The following is a 23,217-nucleotide window of genomic DNA, read 5'->3' on the forward strand; positions in this document are numbered from 1 at the left end:
CCAGCGTACCCCGATCAGCCCATCCCCTCAGCCGACGCCGTGCTTCCGCAGCTCATCGGGGGCGGCCCGGGACCAGACGCCCGGAAGTTCCAGCTCCCGGTCGGCGGCGGCCCGCTGTTCGCGCCCGTAGAGGAGTCCCCAGGTGAAGGCGGACTCCCCGGCCGCGTGCGCCTGGATCGCCAGATCGCGCAGGGTGTCCCGGGCGACGACGCTGTCCTGGTGGTCGCCGAGCACGGTCTGGACGGCCTTCATCCGTTTGGCGAACCATGTGGCGGGGCGGCCGAGGGCCTCGGTCGCGGCCTCCCCCGCGTACCGGGCGCGTTTGGCGGCCTTGCGGGCGTCGTGCATGGCGAGATCGCGGTCGGGCCCGGGGGGCAGCGAGAGGGCGTGGCCGATCCGGTCGGCGAGCCGCCCGTAGTCCTTGAGCAGGGCTTTGGGGAGTACGGATTCGGGGGCGCCCGCGGCCCGTTTCCGCAGCGGCGGGTCGGCGAGCAGGGCGTCGAGGGCGGTCAGCAGGGCGAGATAGCGGGCGCTGTCCAGGGCGGTCAGGGCGCGGCGGCGGGAGCCGGAGCCCCGGGCGGCGGTCCAGATCCGCAGCCTGCCGCGGACCGGGCCCAGCAGCAGGGTCCTGGGCAGGGCGCCGAGCCCGGCGCGCAGCCGTTCGGCCAGGACCTCGGTGTCCCGGGCCGCGCCCAGCTCGCCCGCCAGCCACTTCAGTTCCTCGCCGATCGGGTCGGTGACGGTCCGGTCGAGTACCGCGGAGTACGAGCGGAACGCGCTGCGCAGCCTGCGGGTGGCGACCCGCATCTGGTGGACCGCGTCGGGCGTGTCGCGCCGGACGCCCGGGTCGTGGCCGAGGAGGGCGGTGACCTGGTCGCGGAGGTAGCCGAGGACGAAGGAGCCCGCGTCGCCGGAGGGGGCGGGCGGGGCGGGGGCGAAGGCCGCGTCGAGGCCGGTCTCGCCGAGGGCGCGGGCCAGTTTGGAAGGGGCGTCGGAGGCGTCGATCCCGGCCTTGCGGAGGCGTTTGCCGATCTTGTCGAGGAGGGCGGGGTCGCCGTCGTCGGCGAGTTCGACCTCGATCTCGTCCCAGTGGGCGGTCCGGCCGTCGTCGAGCCGTTCGGCCCGGACCGCGTCCCGGCTCAGCTCGGCCAGCGGGGTGCCGTCGGCGTCGAGCAGCAGATGGACCTCGCGGCTGGAGAGCAGCCGGATCACGGGCTCGGGTTCGGTGGTCCTGGTCCGGGCCCGGATCAGCGACTTCAGGGTACGGGGCAGGGCCGTGGAGAGCGGGGACCGGATCTCGTCGCGCACTCCGGGGGCGACGGGCAGTTTGAGGTGCCAGCCCGCGTCGTCGCCGCCGGTACGGCGCCGCAGGGTGATGGCCGCGGCGGCCAGCCGCAGGTCCGGGGTGTCGTAGTAGACCGCGTCGAGTTCGGTGGTGCCGTGGTCGACGACGGTGGCGACGCCGGGGACCCGGGTCAGGTCCGGCAGCCGGGTCTCGGGGGTGGCTTCGTACTTCCGCTCGATTTCGCGCTTCGTGTCCGCCATATCTCGAATCTAATTCGGGATGAATCGATACGGCAGTCCCGGAACACCATCGGATGGCCGGTTCGGCGCCGGACGGGCCGTCCGGTGGTGCTCCGGTCCGGGCCTCAGGCCGTTATCGGGCGCTGGACGCGGATGGACTGGAGGAGTCCGATCGCCACCCAGGTGGCGAACATGGACGAGCCGCCGTACGAGACGAACGGCAGCGGCAGTCCGGCGACCGGCATGATGCCCAGGGTCATCCCGATGTTCTCGAAGGACTGGAAGGCGAACCAGGCGATGATCCCGGCGGCGACGACGGTGCCGTACAGCTCGGTCGTCTCCCGGGCGATCCGGCAGGCGCGCCAGAGCACCACACCCAGCAGGACCAGGATCAGCGCCGCGCCGACGAAGCCCAGTTCCTCGCCCGCGACGGTGAAGACGAAGTCGGTCTGCTGTTCGGGGACGAACTGGCCGGTGGTCTGGGAGCCCTTGAAGAGTCCGGTGCCCAGCAGTCCGCCGGAGCCGATCGCGATCCGGGCCTGGTTGGTGTTGTAGCCGACACCGGCCGGGTCGAGTTCGGGGTTGGCGAAGGCGGCGAACCGGTTGATCTGGTACTCGTCGAGCAGCCCCAGGGCGGCGACCAGGACGGCACCGGCCACTCCGCCGCCGATCAGGCCGAGGATCCAGCGGTTGGGCGCCCCGGAGGCCAGCAGCACCCCGAGCACGATCACCACCATCACCATCACGGAGCCCAGGTCGGGCATCCGCATGATGATCAGCATCGGCGCCACGGCGAGCAGCAGCGACTTGGCGACCGTGCGGTGGTCGGGATGGACCATGTCGCCCGCGTCGACCCGGGCCGCCAGCAGCATCGCCATCCCCAGAATGATGGTGATCTTGACGAATTCGGAGGGCTGGACGGAGAAGCCGCCGCCGATCACGATCCAGGCGTGGGCGCCGTTGATGGTCGCCCCGAGCGGGGTGAGGACCAGCAGGATCAGCAGGACGGAGAGGCCGTAGAGCACCGGGACGGCGCCGCGCAGGGTGCGGTGGCCGAGCCAGACGGTGCCGACCATCAGCGCCAGGCCGATCCCGGTATTGAGGACGTGCCGGAAGAGGAAGTAGTACGGGTCGCCCTGGTTCAGCTCGGTCCGGTTGCGGGTGGCGGACCAGACCAGCAGGGCGCCGATGGCGCTGAGCGCGAGGGCGGAGAACAGCAGGGGCCAGTCGAGCCTGCGGACCATGGAGTCGCGCGAGCTGAGCTGTGCCCACAGTCCGCCGCGCCGCGGCCCGTAGCCGGAGACGGAGAAGCCATTGGTGCCGGCCATGTGTTCTCAGTCCCTCCGAGCGGGCGGTCCCGCGAGCTGATCCCGGTCCTGCTGGTCCTGCTGGTCCTGGTCGTTCTGGTTCTGCTGGTCGTTCCGGTTCTGGTCCTGTTGTCCGTCGGCGGCGGTGTCCTGCTCGCCCTCCGGCTTCGGCGGGACGTACGGCTTGATCTCCGGGGCGTCGATGTTCCCGTCGGCCTGGACCTTGGGCAGGGTCTTCTGCGGCCCGGGCAGCAGGGCGCGCTTCAGGTCCTGGCCGCCCTTCTCGTCGAGGCCGTACATCGCCTCGTAGATATTGCGGACGGCGGGTCCCGAGGCGCCGGAACCGGTACCGCCCTGGGAAATCGTCATCACGATGGTGAAGTCGTCGGTGTAGGTGGCGAACCACGAGGTGGTCTGCTTGCCGAAGACCTCGGCGGTACCCGTCTTGGCGTGCATCGGGATCTTGTCGTGCGGCCAGCCCTGGAACCGCCAGGCGGCCGAGCCGGTCTTCACGACCCCCGCGAGGGCGTCGTTTATCTGGTCCCTGGTCTTCCGGTCCATCGGCAGCCTGCCGTGGGACTTCGGCTTGATCTGCTCCACCTTCTTGCCGTCGGCGCTGATGACCGCCTTGCCGATGGTGGGGTTCCAGAGGGTGCCGCCGTTGGCGATGGCCGCGTAGACGGTCGCCATCTGGATCGGGGTGACGAGGATGTCGCCCTGGCCGATGGAGTAGTTCACCGAGTCACCGGCGCGCATCTGGTTGCCTTCGAGGCAGTTCTCGTACGCCACCTGTTCGGCGTAGTCCCCGCCCTTCTTGCCGGTCTTGCACCAGGAGTCCTTGTTCGCCGCCCAGAAGCGCTGCTTCCACTCCCGGTCGGGGACCCGGCCCTTGACCTCGTTGGGGAGGTCGATCCCGGTCTCGGAGCCGAGCCCGAAGTCATGGGCGGTGCGGTAGAACCAGTTCTTGGCGTCCTTCTTCGGCTTGATGCCGCCGTCCTTGGCCCATTCGTTGTACGCCAGGCCGTAGTAGACGGTGTCGCAGGAGACCTCCAGGGCGCGGCCCAGGTTGATGGAGCCGTACCCCTTGGACTCGAAGTTCTTGAACTCCCGGCCGCCGAAGGAGAGCGACGACGGGCAGGGGAAGGTGTCGTCGAACTCGTACCCGGCCCGGACGGCGGCGGCCGACGAGACCACCTTGAAGATCGAGCCGGGGGCGGCCTGGCCCTGGATCGCCCGGTTCAGCAGCGGGAAGTTGGACCCGTCGCTGGTCAGGGCGGCGTAGTCCTTGGCCGAGATACCGCCGACCCAGGCATTGGGGTCATAGGTCGGCAGGGACGCCATGGCGACCACCCGGCCGGTCTTGTTCTCCATCACGACGACGGCGCCCGCGTCGGCCTTGTAGTTCTCCCGGGTGTTGCGGTCGAACTCCTTGCGGGCGGCCTTCATGGCCTCGTTCAGTTCGTACTCGGCGACGGCCTGGACCCGGGCGTCGATCGAGGTGACCAGGTTCGATCCGGCCCTGGCCTGGTCGCGTTCGGCCTCGCCGATGACCCGGCCCAGGTTGTCGACCTCGTACCGGGTGATCCCGGCCTTGCCGCGGAGCGCCTTGTCGTAGGTGCGTTCGATGCCGGAGCGGCCGACCTGGTCGGAGCGGAGATACGGCGACTCGCTCTCCTTGGCCTGCTGGATCTCGGCGTCGGTGACGGGCGAGAGATAGCCGAGGACCTGGGCGGTGTTGGCCTTGCCGGGCGCGGTGTAGCGGCGGACGGCGGCGGGTTCGGCGGTGATGCCGGTGAAGTCCTCCGCGCGCTCCCGGATCTGGAGCGCCTGCTGGGTGGTGGCCTCGTCGGTCACCGGGATGGGCTGGTAGGGCGAGCCGTTCCAGCACGGTTTGGGCGTCTTGGAGTCGCAGAGCCGGACCTTGTCCATGACGTCCTTGGGCTTCATGCCGAGGACGGCCGCGAGCCGGGTGAGGACGGCCTTGCCGTCGTCGGGCATCTTCATCAGCTCGGTCCGGGACGCGGAGACCACGAGCCGGGTCTCGTTGTCGGCGAGCGCGACCCCGCGGGCGTCGAGGATGGAGCCCCGGACGGCGGGCTGGACGACCCGCTGGACGCCGTTGTTCTTCGCCTCGTCCGTGTACTCCTGGCCGTTGCGGATCTGGAGGTACCAGAGCCGCCCGCCGAGGGTGAGGAGGAGGGAGAAGACCAGGACCTGGATGACGACGAGCCGGATCTGGACCCGGGGGGTCCGGCCGGTCTCCGGGATATTGCTCATGGTGTGCGTGCCCCTCCCTCGGTCACAGTCGCTTGACGCCCTTGATCCGGCCCGCGCGGGAAGCTCTCGACCGGGCGGAGCGCAGCCGGAGCCCGCCCCGCTGGTTGCCGATCCGCAGTCCGGTGCCGGAGGCGAGCCAGCCCGACGAGACGTCCCCGCCGCCGCCCTGGGCCTCGGTCACCGGGTCGTTCTCGGTCCGCCGGGCCAGCGCCATCACGAACGGCACGGTGAACGGCGCGAGCAGCAGATCGTAGACCGCCGCCGTGAACAGCAGCCCGCCGAGGCCCACCTGGCGGGCGGCGGTGTCGCCGACGAGGGCGCCCACGCCCGCGTAGAGCAGGGTGGAGCCGACGGCGGAGGCGACGACCACGATCATCGGGGCGGTGGCGGAGCGGAGCCGGCCGTCCTGGGGGCGGGCGAGTCCGGCGAGATAGCCGATCACGCAGAGGACCAGGGCGTACCGTCCGGCGGCGTGGTCGGCGGGGGGCGCCAGGTCGGCGAGGAGTCCGGCGCCGAAGCCGATCAGGGCGCCGGAGACATGTCCGTAGACGAAGGCCAGTCCGAGGACGGTGAGCAGCAGCAAGTCGGGGACGGCGCCGGGGAGCTGGAGCCGGGCGAGTACGGAGACCTGGACGACGAGCGCGACCACGACGAGCGCGCTGGACAGCAGGATCCGGTTGAGGCGCATACGGATCTCCTACCGCTGCTGGTCGGTCTGGTCGGCGGGGCGGCCCGGCGGTGGGGCCGCGTCCGTGGGCCCGGGGTCGGGGACCGGGTTCCGGGCCGGGTCGGCGGCGTCGGGAGCGGCCGGAACGGCGTTCGGGTCGGTGCCCTGCGCCGTGTCCTGGCCGGGGACGGTGCCGGTGTCGCCGCCCTGCTGCTGGATGTCGCCGGTGGCCGACGGGGTCACGGTGACCGTGACGGTCGGTACCGGCTTCACCTTCGGCTTCGCCGGAAGGACGGAGTCGCGCGGGTCGCTGCCAGGCGCGCCGACCACGACCCCGACGATGTCCAGCCGGCTGAAGCCGACGTACGGGCGGACGTGGACCGTCCGGGTGAGGTCGCCGCCGAGCGGGTCGACCCGGACGACCTCGCCGATCGGGACGCCCGGAACGAAGGGGCGGGACGCCTGCGAGCCGAAGGTGACCATCCGGTCGCCCTTCTTCACCTTCGACTTGCCGTTGAGGAGCTGGACGGCGAGCGGACGGTCGCCCTGGCCGGTGGCGAAGCCGAGTTCGTCGGACTTCTCCATCCGGGTGCCGACCGTGAACCGGGGGTCGCTGGCGAGCAGTACGGTCGCGGTCCCGGGGCCGACCGTGGTGACCCGGCCGACCAGACCGTCACCGTTGATCACCGTCATGTCCCGCTTGATGCCGTCCCGCGAGCCGACGTCGACGGTGACGGTCCAGGAGAAGCCCTGAGCCGCCCCTATGGCGATCACCTCGGCCGCCTTGACCCGGTACTGTCCGGCGCCCGCGGTCCGCAGCAGCCGGTCCAGCTCCCGGGCCCGGCCCCGGTTGCGGTCGTCGCTGCCGAGCCTGGTCTTCAGCTCGGCGTTCTCCCGTTCCAGTTCGGTGATCCGGTCATGGCGCTCCCCCGAGTCCCGGACCGCTCCGATGGCATTGCCGACGGGATCGACGGCGGTCGCCACACCGTTCTGGATCGGACCGAAGACGGTCGCGGCGGCCTGCCGGGCGCCGTCGACCGGCGAGTCCTCGCCACCGCGGATGTCCACCGTGATCAGTGCGAACGCGATGGCGATCAGCAGCACCAGGAGCAGCCGGCTCTCTCGTGTGTCCCTCACGTGCGGCGGCCGTGCCTTCCTCGTCGGAATGTCGGTGTCGTGTTGTTCTTCCGTACTGCTCAACGATCATCGGTACGGATCGGCAGGCGCCCGTACAGGGGTCCCCGGAGCGTCGGCCTCCGGGGCCGGTCGCTCCTTCCCCGCGCGCCCGAACCATCCGGCGCGCCCTTCTGCGCGTTCTTCTGTTGGTACGTCTCCCGGATCCGGCGCCCCGGTACGTCACCGGCTGCCGCCGCCGGTCCGGCCCCGCGGATCGGGCGCTAGCGCCGGGGCTGGGCGTCCAGCACCTGCTGGAGCGCCTCGAACTCCTCGACGCACTTGCCCGACCCGAGAGCCACCGAGTCCAGCGGGTCCTCGGCGATATGGATCGGCATCCCGGTCTCCCGGCGCAGCCGCTCGTCCAGTCCGCGCAGCAGCGCCCCGCCGCCGGTGAGGACGATGCCCCGGTCCATCACATCGCCGGAGAGCTCCGGCGGGCACTTGTCCAGGGTCGTCTTCACGGCGTCGACGATCGCGTTGACCGGCTCCTCGATCGCCTTGCGGACCTCCGCCGCCGAGATGACCACGGTCTTGGGCAGCCCGGAGACCAGGTCGCGCCCGCGGATCTCGGTGTGCTCGTCCTGTTCGAGATCATAGGCCGAACCGATGGTGATCTTGATGGATTCGGCGGTCCGCTCACCGAGGAGGAGGGAGTACTCCTTCTTGATGTGCTGGATGATCGCGTTGTCCAGTTCGTCGCCCGCCACCCGGATGGACTGTGCCGTGACGATTCCGCCGAGGGAGATCACGGCGACCTCGGTGGTGCCGCCGCCGATGTCCACGACCATGTTGCCGGTGGCCTCGTGGACCGGGAGCCCGGAGCCGATGGCCGCGGCCATCGGCTCCTCGATGATGTGCACCTGGCGGGCGCCCGCCTGGGTGGACGCCTCGATGACGGCCCGGCGCTCGACTCCGGTGATACCGGAGGGCACACAGACCACGACTCGGGGCCGGGCCAGATAACGACGCTTGTGGATCTTCAGAATGAAGTACCGGAGCATCCGTTCGGTGATCTCGAAGTCGGCGATCACACCGTCCTTCAGCGGCCGGACGGCGACGATGTTCCCCGGCGTCCGGCCGATCATCTTCTTCGCTTCGGAACCGACCGCGAGAATGCCACCGGTGTTCGTGTTGATGGCGACCACGGACGGCTCGTTGAGAACGATCCCCCGGCCCCTGACGTACACCAGCGTGTTGGCGGTCCCGAGGTCGACAGCCATATCACGGCCGATGAACGACATGTTCTTCCCCAAGAGGATGCGTGTCGCCTGCCCTGAGGGAGCGTTGACGGCTCTTCAGGAAGGCGGGGATGGATGCTTGTGGAGTGGCGGCTTCCATCGTAGTGCCGCCCCTGGTGAAGCGGCGCGGTGGACCGCCTCTTTATAGGTGACGTGGTGTCGCAGCGATGCGTTCCCGAAAAGTGTCCGCATATGCCGACGGGCGACCGAATTCCTTCGGTCGCCCCAGGTCACCGAAGTCCACCGGCCCCGTTCGGGGACGCCGAACGGACGCATACGGTTCCACCGGGCCGGAGCGGACCGGCGAGGTGTCAGGAAAGGCCGGGGAAGAAGATCTTCTCTTCCCGAATGGCGGACTCCGCGGAGTCCGAGGCGTGGATCAGATTCTCCCGGACGATGCTTCCGAAATCCCCCCGGATGGAGCCGGGCTGCGCGGCGATGGGGTCCGTCGGACCCGCCAGCGTACGTATGCCCTGGATCACCCGCTCGCCCTCGACGACCAGGGCGACGACCGGCCCGGAGAGCATGAAGTCGACCAGCGGCTCGTAGAACGGCTTGCCCACGTGCTCGGCATAGTGCTGCTCCAGGGTGGAACGGTCCAGGATCCGCTGCTCCAACCGGACGATGGTCCAGCCGGCCTTGGCCTCGATCCGGCCGATGATCTCACCGACGAGTCCACGGCGTACGGCGTCCGGCTTCAGGATGACGAGGGATCGTTCCGTCATGTGTGGTGCGCTCCTTGCGGTGTTGCTGTTGTGAGTGGTGGGAGATTATCGCCCATCACTCGAACAGCGGCAGCCGGTCCCGGTAAACACCTGCCACGACGGCTCGAAAGACCCCCGAACGCGGCCCGCGCACAGCTCGTATACGGCCCGCTCACGGCTCGCGCGGCACCCGCATACGGCCCGCGCGGACCGGAAATACCGGGCCGCGCCGCGTCCCTACGCGGCGCCCGCGTCCCCCGACTGGGCCGCCGCCCAGCGGGCCTTCGCCTCGTCGATCTTCCGCCCGTAGTGCACGGAGGCCCACCAGAGCCCGGCGAAGCAGATCCCCAGGATGAACATCATCGGGACCACGAAACCACTGGCGATCAGCCCGATCTGGAGCACCCAGCCCAACTGCACCCCGCCCGGCCGGGTGAGCATCCCGCAGAGCAGCAGCGACAGCGCCATGGCGATCCCGCAGACCGTCCAGACGGTGCCGACGGTCAGACCGTCGTCCTTCATCGCCACCAGGCCCGCGAAGCCGATGACGAAGAATTCGCCGATCAAGGTGGACGCGGCGAGGGTACGCATCGCTACTCAGCCCTTCTTCAACAGCAGCCGGGCCTCACCGGCCGTGAACACCGAACCGGTCACCAGCACCCCGGCGCCCGAGTACTCCGCCTCTTCCTCGGCGAGCGAGACCGCGGTCTCCAGCGCGTCGTCCAGCCTCGGCTCGACCACCACCCGCTCGTCGCCGTAGATCTCCACCGCGATCGCCGCCAGCTCGTCGGGGTCCATCCCCCGCTCGGTGGAGTTCCGGGTGATCACGACCTCCGTGAAGACCGGCTCGAACGCCTCCAGCAGCCCTCGGGCGTCCTTGCCGGCGCTGGTGCCCACGACACCGATCAGCCGGGAGAAGCCGAACGCCTCCGTCATCGCCTCCGCGGTCGCCCGGGCCCCCGCCGGATTGTGCGCGGCGTCCAGGACGACCGTAGGGCTGCGGCGGACCACTTCCAGCCTGGCCGGACTGCTCACCGAGGCGAACGCCCGCCGGACCGTCTCCAGGTCCAGCACCCGGGCGTGCTCGGCCCCCACCCCGAAGAACGCCTCCACGGCGGCGAGCGCCACAGCCGCGTTGTGCGCCTGGTGGGCCCCGTGCAGCGGCAGGAAGACCTCGCCGTACTCACCGCCGAGCCCGCGCAGGGTCACCAGCTGGCCGCCGACCGCGACCTCCCGGGCGACCACCCCGAACTCCATGCCCTCACGGGCCACCGTCGCATCGACCTCGACGGCCTTCTTCAGCAGCACCTGCGCCGCGTCCACCGGCTGCTGGGCCAGGACGACCGTGGCGCCCCGCTTGACGATCCCCGACTTCTCCCCGGCGATCTCGGCATGCGTACCGCCGAGCCGGTCCGTGTGGTCCAGATCGATCGGGGTGACCACCGCGACCTGCGCGTCGATCACATTGGTGGCGTCCCACTCGCCGCCCATGCCGACCTCGACCACGGCCACATCCACCGGGGCGTCCGCGAAGGCCGCGTACGCCATCCCGGTCAGGACCTCGAAGAACGACAGCCGGTACTCCTGCGCCGTGTCGACCATCTCGACATACGGCTTGATGTCCTCATAGGTGGCGACGAACCGCTCGGCGCTCACCGGCGAGCCGTCGAGGCTGATCCGCTCCGTGATCGACTGGACGTGCGGAGAGGTGTAGCGGCCGGTCCGCAGATCGAACGCGGAAAGCAGGGCCTCGATCATCCGGGCCGTCGACGTCTTGCCGTTGGTCCCGGTGATGTGGATCGAGGGATACGACCGCTGGGGCTCACCCAGTACGTCCAACAGCGCCGCGATCCGCCGCACCGACGGCTCCAGCTTGGTCTCGCCCCAGCGACTCGCCAGCTCCGTCTCCACCGCCCGCAGCGCCGCGTCCACCTCGGGATCCGCGGGGCGGCCCGGCACCTGGGCGTCGGGCGGACCCCCCTGGGTACGCAGGGTACGGCTGCCCGCCTCGATCACCGCGAGGTCGGGATCGCGGTCGGTCTCGGCGTCCACGATCTCGTCGAAGACATCGCGCTCGTACGGCTCGGGCTCGTCCGGCTGGCGGTCGGCGGGGTGCTCACTCACCACCCCAGTCTAGGCGGCGGGGCGCGCCGCCCCGCCGGGGGTACGACGGCGCGGCGGGAACACGCCGCGACGGGGAGAGCCAGGCGTCACCCGGCGGCGGGACGGCGGCCCGCCGGGAGGACGGCGACGACCTCGTACGTCCCGTCCCCCGGCCCGGCCGTGAGCGTGCCGCCCATCGCGGCGACCCGCTCCCGCATCGAGAGAGTGCCGGTACCGCTGGACACCGGCTCGGTCACCGGCGCCGCGGCCGGCAGCGGATTGCGGACGACGACCCGCAGCCGGGCCCCACCGGGGGCGACGGGGCCGTGGGGGGCGCCCGGTCCTTCGGGGCTCTGCGGTCCTTCGGGGGCGATCGAGACCGTCACCCGCTCGCCCGGGGCGTGCTTGGCCGCGTTCGTCAGACACTCCTGCACCACCCGGTAGACGGCGGCCTGCCGCAGCGGCGACAGCCCGTACGCCGCGTCCGCGACCTCCACCACCACCGGGCTGCCCATCGCCATCCCCTCCGCCGCGAGCGCCGCCAGCCCGTCGAGACCCGGGGTCGCGGTCCGCTCGTCGGCCCGGTGCACGATCGTGTCGTTGAGCATCTGATGCGCCCGCCGGGCCGTCTCCGCCAGCTCGTCGAAGTCCTTCTCGTACGAGCCGCCGCGGGCCCGGACCGCCAGCACCTCGGCCCGGACACTGAGCACCGTCAGCTCCCGGCCCACCAGATCGTGGACATCGCGGGCGACGGAGATCCGTTCGTCCTGGACCGCCTTGAGTACGGCCGTACGGGCGCGCTGCGCCGCCAGCTCCCGGACCAGGTCGTGCCGGTACGCGGCGATACCGACGCCCGCGGCGAGCACCCCGATCGGCACCACCAGCGACAGGAAGGAGCTGAGGGTGTCGGCGCTCCGCTCCGGCCAGCCGGGCAGGTTGAAGAGGGCGTACGCGACGGCCACATAGCCGGCGGTCGCCAGCACCCCGGCGGCCCGGCCCCGGAACCGGCCCAGGGAGTAGAGCGCGAACTGGATCAGGGTCAGCTCGTGCAGCCAGCCGAGCAGCACCAGCGCGACGGCGTACGGCACCCAGGGCGCCCGCCGCCGCAGCACCAGGGTCGCCGCACCGGCGCCCAGGACGAGGGTGGCGGTCAGCCCGGTGAGGGAGTTGTCGTCCCCGGCGAGCCCGGGCACGTCGAGCACCATCAGGGAGAAGCAGCTCAGGGCGGCGATCACATCGAGGGCGGGCGGCGAGGCGGCCCACCGCCGGGTACGCCGACGCACCGCCGTGATGAGGCGGAGTACGGCGTACCGGACAGGCGACATGCCTCCCATGATGCGCGCCGCCCTCAAGCGCCTCCGCCTCGGGGGCACGGGCCCGCACCTCCGTCGAGGCGGGGCCCCGAGTGCCCAGGGGCGCTGGGGCCCCCACGCCGCCGGGCGTAGAGGCGGAACTGCGCGAGCAACCACCGACGGCGCGCGGCCGGAACACCACATCGCCCCTACGGCGAGGCGCCGCTGGGCGCTCCCGACACACCGTCTGCCCCGTAAGCCCGGTTCCGGACCTCACACCGTGCGTGGCTGGTCGCGCGGTTCCCCGCGCCCCTGGGCCGTGTCGTCGAATTCGCGCCGTCCGCCCGCAGGGCGGGGCCCGCGGCGTCCGGTGCGTGCGAATTCGCGACGGCGGCGGGAGTCCCCCCGGCGAAGCCAGGGGGCGGTCTCCCCCGTACGGGACGTACTCGGGAAACCCCGGCGACGCCGGGAACACCTCCCCTGCCCGAAGGGCACAGGGGCAGAGTGCGCGTACCGGGCGTCGCGGGCCAGGCGGGGAATTCGACGACACGGCCTCAGGGCTGTCCCGTCATCCGCGGCGGATCAGCGCACGGCGTCAGATGCGGTGCGTCGCACGGCGGAGAGACGTCCTCGTACTGGGCGTATTCGGACGATTCGACAACGCGGCGAAGTGCCGTAGCCGTCGTCGTGCGCCCGCCGGGGATTACGGGACAGCCCTGAGGTGCTCCCGGTCCAGCCCTCCGCAGGAGAGACGGGGGCACCGGGGCCGGGCCGCCCGGAGTGGGGCGGCCCGGACCGGGGTCAGGCGGCGGGGAGGGACGCGAGCTGGCCGGTGATGCGGGTGATGTCCGACTCCGCGTTCGACAGGCGGCCCCGGATCTTCGCCACCACCTGATCCGGCGCCTTCGCCAGAAACGCCTCGTTGCCGAGCTTCGCCTCGGCCTGCGCCTTCTCCTTCTCCGCCGCCGCGAGGTCCTTCGCCAGGCGCTTGCGCTCGGCGGCGACGTCGATGGTGCCGGAGAGGTCGAGGGCCACGGTCGCCCCGGCGACCGGCAGGGTCGCGGTGGCGTGGAAGGCGTCGCCCTCCGGCTGGAGCCGGAGGAGCTGACGGATCGCGGCCTCGTGCGGCGCGAGGGCCGTACCGGTCAGGTCGAGCCGGGCGGGCACCTTCTGGCCGGGCTGGAGGCCCTGGTCGGAGCGGAACCGGCGGACCTCGGTGACCAGCCGCTGGACCTGCTCGATCTCCCGCTCCGCGGCCTCGTCGCGGAAGCCGCTGTCGGCGGGCCAGTCGGCGACGACGACGGACTCGCGTCCGGTGAGGGTGGTCCACAGCGCCTCGGTGACGAACGGCGTCACCGGGTGCAGCAGCCGCAGGGTGACGTCGAGCACCTCGCCGAGGACGCGCGCGGAGACCTTCGCCTGCTCGCCGCCCTCGAAGTAGGTCGTCTTGGAGAGTTCGACGTACCAGTCGAAGACCTCGTCCCAGGCGAAGTGGTAGAGCGCGTCGGACAACTTGGCGAACTGGTAGTCGTCGTAGTACGCGTCGACCTCGGCCACGGTCTTGTTGAGCCGGGCCAGGATCCACCGGTCGGCCGTGGAGAGCCGGTCCGCCGGGGGCAGTTCGCCCTCGACGGTCGCGCCGTTCATCAGCGCGAAGCGGGTGGCGTTCCAGATCTTGTTGGCGAAGTTCCGGGACGCCTGCACCCAGTGTTCGCCGATCGGGACGTCGGTGCCCGGGTTGGCGCCGCGGGCCAGGGTGAAGCGGACCGCGTCGGAGCCGTAGGAGTCCATCCAGTCGAGCGGGTTGACGGTGTTCCCGGCCGACTTGGACATCTTCTTGCCGAACTCGTCGCGGACCATGCCGTGGAAGGCGACGGTACGGAACGGCGGCTCGCCGTCCATCGCGTAGAGACCGAACATCATCATCCGGGCGACCCAGAAGAACATCAGGTCGTAGCCGGTGACGAGGACGTCGGTGGAGTAGAACTTCTCCAGGTCGGGGGTCTGCTCGGGCCAGCCCAGGGTGGAGAAGGGCCAGAGGCCGGAGGAGAACCAGGTGTCGAGGACGTCGGGGTCCTGCTCCCAGCCCTCGCCGGACGGCGGCTGCTCGTCGGGTCCGACGGCGACCATCTCGCCGTTCGGGCCGTGCCAGACGGGGATCCGGTGGCCCCACCAGAGCTGGCGCGAGATGCACCAGTCGTGCATGTTGTCGACCCAGTCGTAGTAGCGCTGGGTCATGTCGGCGGGGTGGATGGCGACCCTGCCGTCGCGGACCGCGTCACCGGCGGCCTTCGCCAGCGGCTCGACCTTGACCCACCACTGGAGCGACACCCTCGGCTCCAGGGTCGTCCGGCAGCGGGAGCAGTGGCCCACGGAGTGGGTGTACGGCCGCTTCTCGGCGACGATCCGGCCGTCGGCGCGGAGCGCGGCGACGATCGCCGAGCGGGCCTCGAACCGGTCCAGGCCCTGGAAGGGGCCGTGGACGGTGATGACGCCCCGCTCGTCGAGCACCTCGATGGACTCCAGGCCGTGGCGCTGGCCGATGGCGAAGTCGTTGGGGTCGTGGGCGGGGGTGACCTTGACGGCGCCGGTGCCGAACTCGGGGTCGACATGGGTGTCGGCGACGACGGGGATGGTGCGGTCGGTGAGCGGCAGGGTGATCCGCTTGCCGATCAGGTGGGCGTACCGCTCGTCGTCGGGGTGGACGGCGACCGCGGTGTCGCCGAGCATCGTCTCGGCGCGGGTGGTCGCGACCACGACGGTGTCGTCGCCGTCGCCGTACTTCAGCGACACCAGCTCGCCCTCGTCGTCCTGGTAGTCGACCTCGATGTCGGAGATGGCGGTCAGACAGCGCGGGCACCAGTTGATGATGCGCTCGGCGCGGTAGATCAGCCCCTCGTCGTACATCTTCTTGAAGACGGTCTGGACGGCCCGGGAGAGGCCCTCGTCCATGGTGAAGCGGTCACGGCTCCAGGCGACGCCCTCGCCGAGGCGGCGCATCTGTCCCTGGATCTGGCCGCCGGACTCGGCCTTCCACTGCCAGACCCGGTCGACGAACGCCTCCCGGCCGAGGTCGTGCCGGGACTTGCCCTCCTTGGCCAGCTCCCGCTCGACGACGTTCTGGGTGGCGATCCCGGCGTGGTCCATTCCGGGCTGCCACAGGGTCTCGTATCCCTGCATCCGCTTCCGGCGGGTCAGGGCGTCGATCAGGGTGTGCTCGAAGGCGTGGCCCATGTGCAGGGAGCCGGTGACGTTCGGCGGGGGGATGACGACGGTGTACGCGGGCTTGTCGCTCTTGGCGTCGGCCTCGAAGTAACCGCGACCTACCCAGCGCTCGTACAGCGTCCCCTCTACCTCGGCCGGCGCGTACTGGGTCGGCAGTTCGGGGGTGGTGGCTGGCGGCTGCTGAGTGTTCTCGGTCACGGAGCCAGTCTAGGGGGTGTCACGGGCCCGTACGGAAACGGGAAGGTTCGGTAACGGTGTGACCCCGGTCGCCCCACCGCCGGGGGGTGTGGGTGAGGATGTGAGGTCCAGATAAGCGTTCACACATGGGGGACTCACCAGGATGAGCCAGAACCAGCCGGGCCCTTACGACGGTCAGCCGCAGCAGCCGGGACCGTACGGTCAGCCGGGGCCGTACGGGGGGCAGCCGCCGCAGCAGCCCCCGGCCCAGCCGGGCTACGGCTACCCCCAGCAGCCCGGCGGGCAGCCGGGGCCGTACACCCCGCCGCAGGGCGGTGGCTACGGCTTCCCGCAGCAGCCCGGTCAGCCCGGTGCCCAGCCGAACCCGTACGGCGGGCCGCAGCAGCCGGGCGCGCCGGGCGCCCAGCAGCCGGGCCAGTGGGGCGCGCCGCAGCAGCCGGGGCCGTACGGGCAGCAGCCCGGCCACCCGGGTCAGCCGCCCGTGCCCGGCGCGCCGCGGAAGAAGAAGACCGGCCTGGTGATAGCCGCGGCCGTGGTGGCGCTCGCGGTGATCGGCGGCGGTGGTTATCTGCTGTTCGGCGGGGGCGACGAGGGCTCCGGCGGGGTGGCGGACAGCACCCGCGGCTACAAGATCACCCCGCCCGCCTCGGTCGAGGAGTACCAGAAGCAGAGCGGCGGTGACGGGGACAAGATGTCGGCGAGCGACCGCAAGGACGCCGAGTCGATGGGCATCAAGGACCCCCGGCAGGTGGCCGCGGGCTACAAGACGGGGGCCGACCCGACCAGCGGCAAGATGCTGGTGATGACCGGCTTCTGGGGCAAGGTCGACAAGCCGGAGACGGCGGTCGACAACTTCTTCAAGATGGTCGAGAAGGACGCCGGCAAGGAGGGCGACGTCGAGCTGATCGGCAGCTCGGCGTCGGTGAAGCCGAACGGCTTCAAGGGCGCCGTGATGAAGTGCCAGAAGGCCAAGGACACCTCCGGCAAGCAGCCGTTCGAGGTGCCGATGTGCGTCTGGGCCGACTACAGCAGCGTCGTCGTGGTGATGCACATGGAGCTGTCGATGCTCTCGGGCACCGGGGACGCCGGGGCCGAGGCGATGGAGACGGGGAAGCTGTCCGAGCTGACGGCCAAGCTCTACAACACCTCGCGCACCAAGATCTGACCGCGGGCCGGTACCGACCGGAAACGACAGACCCCCGCTCGTACGGTTGGCGTACGGGGCGGGGGTCTTCGTCGGTCCGGGCGGCGCGGCTGCGTCGCGGCCCGCGGTGTTACGGGCTTACGCCGACTTCTCGTGCCGGCCGTCGCCCTGGACGATCCTGGGCACCAGGGTCGGGTTCACATTGTCGCGGACGACATCGGCGGTGATCACGACCCGGGCGACGTCCTTGCGGGACGGCACCTCGTACATCACCGACTGGAGGACCTCCTCCATGATGGCGCGCAGTCCACGGGCGCCGGTGCCGCGCAGGATCGCCTGGTCGGCGATGGCCTCCAGGGCGGGGCGGTCGAAGTCCAGCTCGACGCCGTCGAGTTCGAAGAGCCGCTGGTACTGCTTGACGAGCGCGTTGCGCGGCTCGACCAGGATCTTGAGCAGCGCCTCGCGGTCGAGGTTGTGGACCGAGGTGATGACCGGGAGCCGGCCGATGAACTCGGGGATCATCCCGAACTTCACCAGATCCTCCGGCATGACCTCCTGGAACTGGTCGCTGGCCTCGATCTCCCGCTTGGAGCGGATGGTGGCCCCGAAGCCGATGCCCTTGGCACCCGCCCGGGACTCGATGATCTTCTCCAGACCGGCGAAGGCGCCGCCCACGATGAAGAGCACATTCGTGGTGTCGATCTGGATGAACTCCTGGTGCGGGTGCTTCCGGCCGCCCTGCGGCGGTACGGAGGCGGTGGTGCCCTCCAGGATCTTCAACAGGGCCTGCTGTACGCCTTCGCCGCTGACGTCCCGGGTGATCGACGGGTTTTCGCTCTTACGGGCGACCTTGTCGATCTCGTCGATGTAGATGATCCCGGTCTCGGCCTTCTTGACGTCGTAGTCGGCCGCCTGAATGAGCTTCAGCAGGATGTTCTCGACGTCCTCGCCGACATAGCCCGCCTCGGTGAGCGCCGTGGCGTCCGCGATCGCGAACGGGACGTTCAGCATCCGGGCGAGGGTCTGGGCGAGCAGGGTCTTGCCGGAGCCGGTGGGGCCGAGCAGCAGGATGTTGGACTTGGCCAGCTCGATGGCGTCGTCCCGGCCGTTCGGGCCGCCGGTCTCCCCGGCCTGGACCCGCTTGTAGTGGTTGTAGACCGCGACGGACAGGGCCTTCTTCGCGGGCTCCTGCCCGACGACATAGCCTTCGAGGAACTCGTAGATCTCGCGCGGCTTGGGCAGTTCCTCCCAGCGCACCTCGGAGGTCTCGGCGAGCTCCTCCTCGATGATCTCGTTGCAGAGTTCGATGCACTCGTCGCAGATGTACACACCGGGGCCTGCGATGAGCTTCTTCACCTGCTTCTGGCTCTTTCCGCAGAACGAGCACTTGAGCAGATCGCCGCCGTCACCGATGCGTGCCACGAGGTGCTTCCCCTTCGCCTGGGAGCGGCCTGGTGCAGCCGCTCCTCGTGCCTCATATTCGACGGTACCGTGCCCGGGCCCCCGTTCGGGCCCCTCTTGGCGCGGTTCACATTCTCATGGACCGCGCCAAGACCGAGGGCACCGGGTCACGCGGCGGTGGCCGCCGTGCTCTTGCGGGTCGAGACGATCTGGTCGATCAGACCGTACGCCAGCGCGTCATCGGCGGTGAGGATCTTGTCGCGCTCGATGTCGTCGCGGACCTTCTCCAGCGGGGTGGTGGAGTGCTTGGCCAGCATCTCCTCCAGCTGCTGCCGCATCCGCAGGATCTCGTTGGCCGCGATCTCCAGGTCGGAGAGCTGCTCACGGCCGGTCTGCGAGGACGGCTGGTGGATCAGGACCCGGGCGTGCGGCAGGGCCATCCGCTTGCCGGGCGTACCGGCGGCGAGCAGTACGGCGGCGGCGGACGCGGCCTGGCCCATGCAGACCGTCTGGATGTCCGGCTTCACGAACTGCATCGTGTCGTAGATCGCGGTCAGCGCCGTGAAGGAGCCGCCGGGGCTGTTGATGTAGATCGAGATGTCGCGGTCCGGGTCCATCGACTCCAGGCACAGCAGCTGGGCCATGACGTCGTTGGCGGAGGCGTCGTCGATCTGCACCCCGAGGAAGATCACGCGCTCCTCGAAGAGCTTCGCGTACGGGTCGTACTCGCGGACGCCCTGGGAGGTGCGCTCGACGAAGCGGGGGACGACATAGCGGTTGTCCGGCTGCGGGCCGGTGTAGAGGCCGCTCGCGGAGAAGGTGCTCATGGGGGTGTTCTCGGCCTTCCGGTTCGAGGGGCCCGGGGGCGCTTTCGCGCGGCGCCGCGGGCTCGGTGGCTTGGCGATGGGTGAGGCGGGCGCTCAGGCGCCGGTGCCGCCGCCGCCCGGGACGTTCGTCGCGGACGACTTGATGTCGTCGATGAGGCCGTACTCCTTGGCCTCCTCCGCGGTGAACCAGCGGTCGCGGTCGCCGTCGCGCAGGATCGCCTCGACGGTCTGGCCGGAGTGCCGGGCGGTGATCTCCGCCATCCGCTGCTTGGTCCGGAGCAGGTACTCGGCCTGGATCTTGATGTCGGAGGCGGTGCCGCCGAGGCCCGCCGAGCCCTGGTGCATCAGGATGTCCGTGTTCGGCAACGCGAAGCGCTTGCCGGGAGCGCCGCCGGTCAGCAGGAACTGGCCCATCGAGGCCGCCATGCCCATACCGATGGTGACGACGTCGTTCGGGATGAACTGCATCGTGTCGTAGACCGCCATACCGGCCGTCACCGAGCCACCGGGGCTGTTGATGTAGAGGTAGATGTCCTTCTCCGGGTCGGCGGCCAGGAGCAGCATCTGCGCGGTGATCTTGTTCGCGATGTCGTCGTCGACCTGCTGGCCGAGGTAGATGATCCGGTCATTGAGCAGCCGGTTGTAGACATGGTCGCCAAGGCCACCGAGGGACGGCTCACCGGCGGCTTGGGGCATCGGGTTCGTCACGTGTCCACCTGCTCGTCTCTGACGGCTGCCCGCCGTCTCAGCGTCTTTTCAGCCGGGGCCGGGTAACTCCCCCGCCCTCGTATTCATGGACCCTAACGCGCAGGTCGGACAACGCCATCCCGGTTCCCGAACTGTTCGCTCGGAGCGCAAGGTCGCCGGGGCGGGAATGGGCCGGTCCGGGGCCGGGGACGGCGCAGGGCCCGGACGCGGCTGCGTCCGGGCCCTGCCGCGCGGACCCCGGCCGTCCCTCCCGGAGGAGAGGCGGCCGGGGCGGCGCGCACGCTCTTACTTGTCGGCCTTCTCGGCGTCGGCGGCCTCGTCGGCGGGGACCTCGGCGGCCTCCGCGGCCGCTGCGGTCTCGGAAGCGGCCTCGGCCTCCTCCTCCTCGTCCAGATCCACGGCCTCACCGTTGGTGTCGACGACCTTGGCGGCCTCGACGACCACGGCCAGCGCCTTGCCCCGGGCGACCTCGCCGACGAGCATCGGCACCTGGCCGCCCTCGACGACGGCCTGGGCGAACTGGTCGGGGCTCATGCCGGAGGAAGCGGCACGGCGCATCAGGTGCTCGGTCAGCTCGTCCTGGCTGACGTTGAGCTTCTCCTTGCTGACCAGCGCGTCGAGGACGAACTGGGTCTTGATGCCCTTGATCGCCTGGTCGCGGGTCTCGGTCTCGAACTCCTCGGCGGTCTTGCCCTGGATCTCCAGGTACTTCGCCAGGTCGAGGCCCATCTGGCCGAGCTGGTGGTGCTCCAGGTTGTGCTTGCGGGTGTTGGTCTCGTCCTCGAGCAGCTTCTCGGGGATCGGCACCTCGACGAGCTTCAGCAGCTCGTCCAGCACCCGCTCCTGGGCCTGGGTGGCCTGGTCGTACGCCTTCATGTTGCGCAGCCGCTTGACGCTGTCGGCGCGCAGCTCCTCCAGCGTGTCGAACTCGCTCGCCAGCTGGGCGAAGTCGTCGTCGAGGGCGGGCAGCTCACGGGCGGCGACCTGGGTGACCTTGACGGTGACCTCGGCGTCCTTGCCCGTGGCGGAGCCGCCCTTGAGCTGGGAGGTGAAGGTGGCCTCGCCACCGGCCTCCAGGCCCTTGACGGCGTCGTCGATGCCGTCGAGCAGCTCGCCGGAGCCGATGGTGTAGGAAACACCGTCGGCCACGCCGTCGGCGAGCACCTCGCCGTCGACCTTGGCGGTCAGGTCCACGGTGACGACGTCGCCGTCGGTGGCGGCGCGCTCGACCGGGGTGGTGGTGACGAAGCGCTCACGGAGCTGCTCGACCGACTTGTCGATGTCCTCGTCGGTGACCTCGACCGCGTCGACCTCGACCTCGATGCCGGAGTAGTCCGGGATCTCGATCTCGGGGCGGATGTCGACCTCGGCGGTGAAGTTCAGCGTGTCGCCGTCCTTCAGCTCCGTGATGTCGACCTCCGGCTGGCCGAGCACGTTCAGCTCGGCCTCGCGGACCGCCTCGGAGTAGAACTTCGGAAGGGCGTCGTTGACCGCCTCCTCCAGGACCGCACCACGGCCGAACCGCTGGTCGATCACCCGGGCCGGGATCTTGCCCTTGCGGAAGCCCTTGACCGTGACCTGCTGGTTGATCTTCTTGTACGCCGCGTCGAGGCTGTCCTTGAGCTCCTCGAAGGGCACCTCGACAGTGAGCCGAACCCGGGTCGGGTTCAGGGTCTCCACGGCGCTCTTCACGGTTCGGTCTCCTTGATGGCTGAATACTGGGGTCATGCGGCGTCCCCGCACCTCGGTACGGATCGGCCCTCCGGCCCGGGGCTACTCGCCGCAGCCGGTTCGGCCCTCGCCCGTGTTCGGACACGCGGGCACGCAGTTTGCATAGTAGCTGTATGCAGGATGCGCCCCACAACGCGATCTTGCGGGGCGCCGGAGACGGTGGTCGGGGTGGCCGGATTCGAACCGACGACCTTCCGCTCCCAAAGCGGACGCGCTACCAAGCTGCGCCACACCCCGTCGGTGCGACACGTAGGGTACATGTTCGCAGGCAGGGTGGCCGCTGGTTATCGCGTGCACGGGGAGGGCGCACGGGCGCACGGGGGTGATCGAACGCTCCGCGGCGGCCCGGACCCGATGCCCGGCGGACGCCCGGCGGGGATACGGGTGTGCGGGGGGCGCCCGGGACCCGCTACGATGCTCCTCGTGCCGCGGACCTGCGGCACCGGCACCGTTCGACGGTGCTCGCGGGCGTAGCTCAATGGTAGAGCCCCAGTCTTCCAAACTGGCTACGCGGGTTCGATTCCCGTCGCCCGCTCCGTCGCGGAGGCCCGTGGCCGGTTTACGAACCGGCCACGGGCCTCTCGCTGTTGTTGGGCGTGGTAGCGCCCGGGACGCCCCGGAGCGCTCCCGGTGCGCCGGTCGGGCGCCGGGCGCCCCCGCGAGCGCGGGGCGTCCGGACGGTTCAGAAGGTGATGCCGCTGATGCCGTCGGCCAGTGAGTCGAGGAATCTGCGGATGTCGGGGGCGACGCCCGACGAGGCGAGGAAGAAGCCGAAGAGGACGGCCGCGACGGCCGGTCCCGTTTTGAGCGATCCCGAGCGGATCAGCAGAACGAGGACGATGCCCATCAGCAGGACCAGGGACAGGGAAATGGCCACGGTGTTCACACTCTCGGTCGTTCCGTCTCGCGGACCCGGAGGCGGGGCCGTTCCCGATGGCACGGCCCGGCCCGCGTCTGCCCGGGATCGTGCCACCGGGAACGCGATGTATGCCGGGAAGCCCATGATTCGTCCCTCAGCGGAATCCATCGGTCCGGCGGCCGGGATCCGGGATCGGGGCGGGGCACCCCGGGGATTAAATTTGACAGTCTTGTCAATGTTCGGGTGGCTGCCTAGCGTCCGCCGGACGAGGGCCGCCGTACGGGCGGCCCCGGCCGGGAGGAGACCGATCATGACCAGCGCCACCCCGTTCGGGGACGACCCGGGGCGGTTCATCGCCGACTTCTATACGGAGTTCACCCGGCAGATCCTCGGCACCGACGACGATCCCGGCGCGATCGTGGACCGGTTCCACGCGCCGGGCTTCGTCCAGTACGTCGACGGCAACCGGATCGACCGGGAGAAGCTGGCCGCCCATCTGCGCCCGGTGCGCAGGAACGCCGCCGGTACGAGGGTGGAGGTGCACGAGGCCCTCGCCCGGGGCGATCTGCTGACCGCCCGGTACACCCTGCACACCACGGGCCGTAAGGGCGACACCACCAGCGACGTGGGCTTCTTCGGGCGGTTCGACCCGGACGGCCGGATGCGGGAGGCGTATGTCTTCAGCCGTACCCGGTCCGCGCCCTGAGCCTCGGGGCGACACCGGGGACGCCCTCGCGGGGGCGGGGGCGGGTCAACAGGGCGACGCCGTAACGGAGTCCGGGGCGCTACGAACGTACATAGTTGCGAACATCAATCATTTGGTAAACTAATTACTG

At 70.5% G+C, this 23,217-nt stretch carries 18 protein-coding genes and 2 tRNA genes; 3 read left to right on the top strand and 17 right to left on the bottom strand.

The genetic code is table 11. The annotated features are described in order from the left end of the window. Positions 1–27: 27 nt before the first annotated feature. The 11 genes from ABZ714_RS04050 to ABZ714_RS04100 form a co-directional block, all read right to left on the bottom strand. Complete coding sequence (locus tag ABZ714_RS04050) at positions 28–1,545, bottom strand: CYTH and CHAD domain-containing protein (protein WP_358823552.1); 1,518 nt, start codon at positions 1,543–1,545, stop codon at positions 28–30. A gap of 104 nt (positions 1,546–1,649) precedes the next feature. Further along, a complete protein-coding gene (gene rodA, locus ABZ714_RS04055) occupies positions 1,650–2,852 on the bottom strand; it encodes a rod shape-determining protein RodA (RefSeq protein ID WP_358823553.1) in 1,203 nt (400 codons plus the stop codon). Between the two features lie 6 nt (positions 2,853–2,858). Further along, positions 2,859–5,108, bottom strand: coding sequence for a penicillin-binding protein 2 (gene mrdA, locus ABZ714_RS04060; protein ID WP_358823554.1), 2,250 nt, complete (start codon positions 5,106–5,108; stop codon positions 2,859–2,861). A gap of 22 nt (positions 5,109–5,130) precedes the next feature. Then, on the bottom strand, positions 5,131–5,796 hold the full coding sequence (gene mreD / locus ABZ714_RS04065) for a rod shape-determining protein MreD (RefSeq protein WP_358823555.1): 666 nt from the start codon (positions 5,794–5,796) through the stop codon (positions 5,131–5,133). A gap of 9 nt (positions 5,797–5,805) precedes the next feature. Next, positions 5,806–6,912, bottom strand: a complete 1,107-nt coding sequence (gene mreC, locus ABZ714_RS04070) for a rod shape-determining protein MreC (protein ID WP_358823556.1) — start codon at positions 6,910–6,912, stop codon at positions 5,806–5,808. Positions 6,913–7,172: 260 nt separating this feature from the next. Continuing rightward, on the bottom strand, positions 7,173–8,192 hold the full coding sequence (locus ABZ714_RS04075) for a rod shape-determining protein (RefSeq protein ID WP_358823557.1): 1,020 nt from the start codon (positions 8,190–8,192) through the stop codon (positions 7,173–7,175). A 308-nt stretch (positions 8,193–8,500) separates the two neighbouring features. Next, entirely contained in the window at positions 8,501–8,914 is a 414-nt protein-coding gene (gene ndk / locus ABZ714_RS04080) for a nucleoside-diphosphate kinase (RefSeq protein WP_358823558.1), read from the bottom strand. Positions 8,915–9,130: 216 nt separating this feature from the next. Further along, entirely contained in the window at positions 9,131–9,484 is a 354-nt protein-coding gene (locus ABZ714_RS04085; RefSeq protein ID WP_358823559.1) for a DUF4233 domain-containing protein, read from the bottom strand. 6 nt (positions 9,485–9,490) lie between these two features. Further along, a complete protein-coding gene (locus ABZ714_RS04090) occupies positions 9,491–11,017 on the bottom strand; it encodes a Mur ligase family protein (RefSeq protein WP_358823560.1) in 1,527 nt (508 codons plus the stop codon). An 86-nt stretch (positions 11,018–11,103) separates the two neighbouring features. Then, positions 11,104–12,321, bottom strand: coding sequence for a histidine kinase (locus ABZ714_RS04095; protein WP_358823561.1), 1,218 nt, complete (start codon positions 12,319–12,321; stop codon positions 11,104–11,106). Positions 12,322–13,089: 768 nt separating this feature from the next. Next, positions 13,090–15,711, bottom strand: a complete 2,622-nt coding sequence (locus ABZ714_RS04100) for a valine--tRNA ligase (RefSeq protein WP_358823562.1) — start codon at positions 15,709–15,711, stop codon at positions 13,090–13,092. 142 nt (positions 15,712–15,853) lie between these two features. Here ABZ714_RS04100 and ABZ714_RS04105 point away from each other — a divergent pair, with 142 nt between their 5' ends. Next, positions 15,854–16,876 carry a hypothetical protein gene (locus tag ABZ714_RS04105; RefSeq protein ID WP_358823563.1) on the top strand — a complete coding sequence of 341 codons (1,023 nt, stop codon included), beginning with the start codon at positions 15,854–15,856 and terminating at the stop codon, positions 16,874–16,876. Between the two features lie 117 nt (positions 16,877–16,993). Here ABZ714_RS04105 and clpX read toward each other — a convergent pair whose 3' ends face one another. The 5 genes from clpX to ABZ714_RS04130 all read right to left on the bottom strand — a co-directional run bounded on the left by clpX (position 16,994) and on the right by ABZ714_RS04130 (position 21,759). Next, a complete protein-coding gene (gene clpX / locus ABZ714_RS04110; protein ID WP_358823564.1) occupies positions 16,994–18,277 on the bottom strand; it encodes an ATP-dependent Clp protease ATP-binding subunit ClpX in 1,284 nt (427 codons plus the stop codon). Positions 18,278–18,423: 146 nt separating this feature from the next. Continuing rightward, positions 18,424–19,083 (bottom strand): ATP-dependent Clp protease proteolytic subunit, encoded by a 660-nt coding sequence (locus tag ABZ714_RS04115; RefSeq protein WP_358823565.1) that lies wholly within the window; start codon positions 19,081–19,083, stop codon positions 18,424–18,426. A gap of 93 nt (positions 19,084–19,176) precedes the next feature. Next, complete coding sequence (locus ABZ714_RS04120) at positions 19,177–19,779, bottom strand: ATP-dependent Clp protease proteolytic subunit (protein ID WP_358823638.1); 603 nt, start codon at positions 19,777–19,779, stop codon at positions 19,177–19,179. Between the two features lie 297 nt (positions 19,780–20,076). Next, the gene (gene tig, locus ABZ714_RS04125; RefSeq protein WP_358823566.1) at positions 20,077–21,483 is read right to left on the bottom strand and encodes a trigger factor; all 1,407 of its coding nucleotides are present in this window, start codon (positions 21,481–21,483) and stop codon (positions 20,077–20,079) included. A 199-nt stretch (positions 21,484–21,682) separates the two neighbouring features. Next, positions 21,683–21,759 (bottom strand) — tRNA-Pro (locus ABZ714_RS04130). 227 nt (positions 21,760–21,986) lie between these two features. Here ABZ714_RS04130 and ABZ714_RS04135 point away from each other — a divergent pair. Further along, positions 21,987–22,057 (top strand) — tRNA-Gly (locus tag ABZ714_RS04135). Positions 22,058–22,204: 147 nt separating this feature from the next. On the opposite strand, the gene ABZ714_RS04140 is transcribed toward ABZ714_RS04135, so the two are convergent. Further along, entirely contained in the window at positions 22,205–22,399 is a 195-nt protein-coding gene (locus tag ABZ714_RS04140) for a hypothetical protein (RefSeq protein WP_358823567.1), read from the bottom strand. A 292-nt stretch (positions 22,400–22,691) separates the two neighbouring features. On the opposite strand from ABZ714_RS04140, the gene ABZ714_RS04145 reads away from it, so the two are divergent. Further along, the gene (locus tag ABZ714_RS04145) at positions 22,692–23,087 is read left to right on the top strand and encodes a nuclear transport factor 2 family protein (RefSeq protein ID WP_358823568.1); all 396 of its coding nucleotides are present in this window, start codon (positions 22,692–22,694) and stop codon (positions 23,085–23,087) included. Positions 23,088–23,217 lie beyond the last annotated feature (130 nt).

Source organism: Streptomyces sp. NPDC006798 (genome assembly GCF_040635975.1).
Lineage (GTDB): Bacteria > Actinomycetota > Actinomycetes > Streptomycetales > Streptomycetaceae > Streptomyces.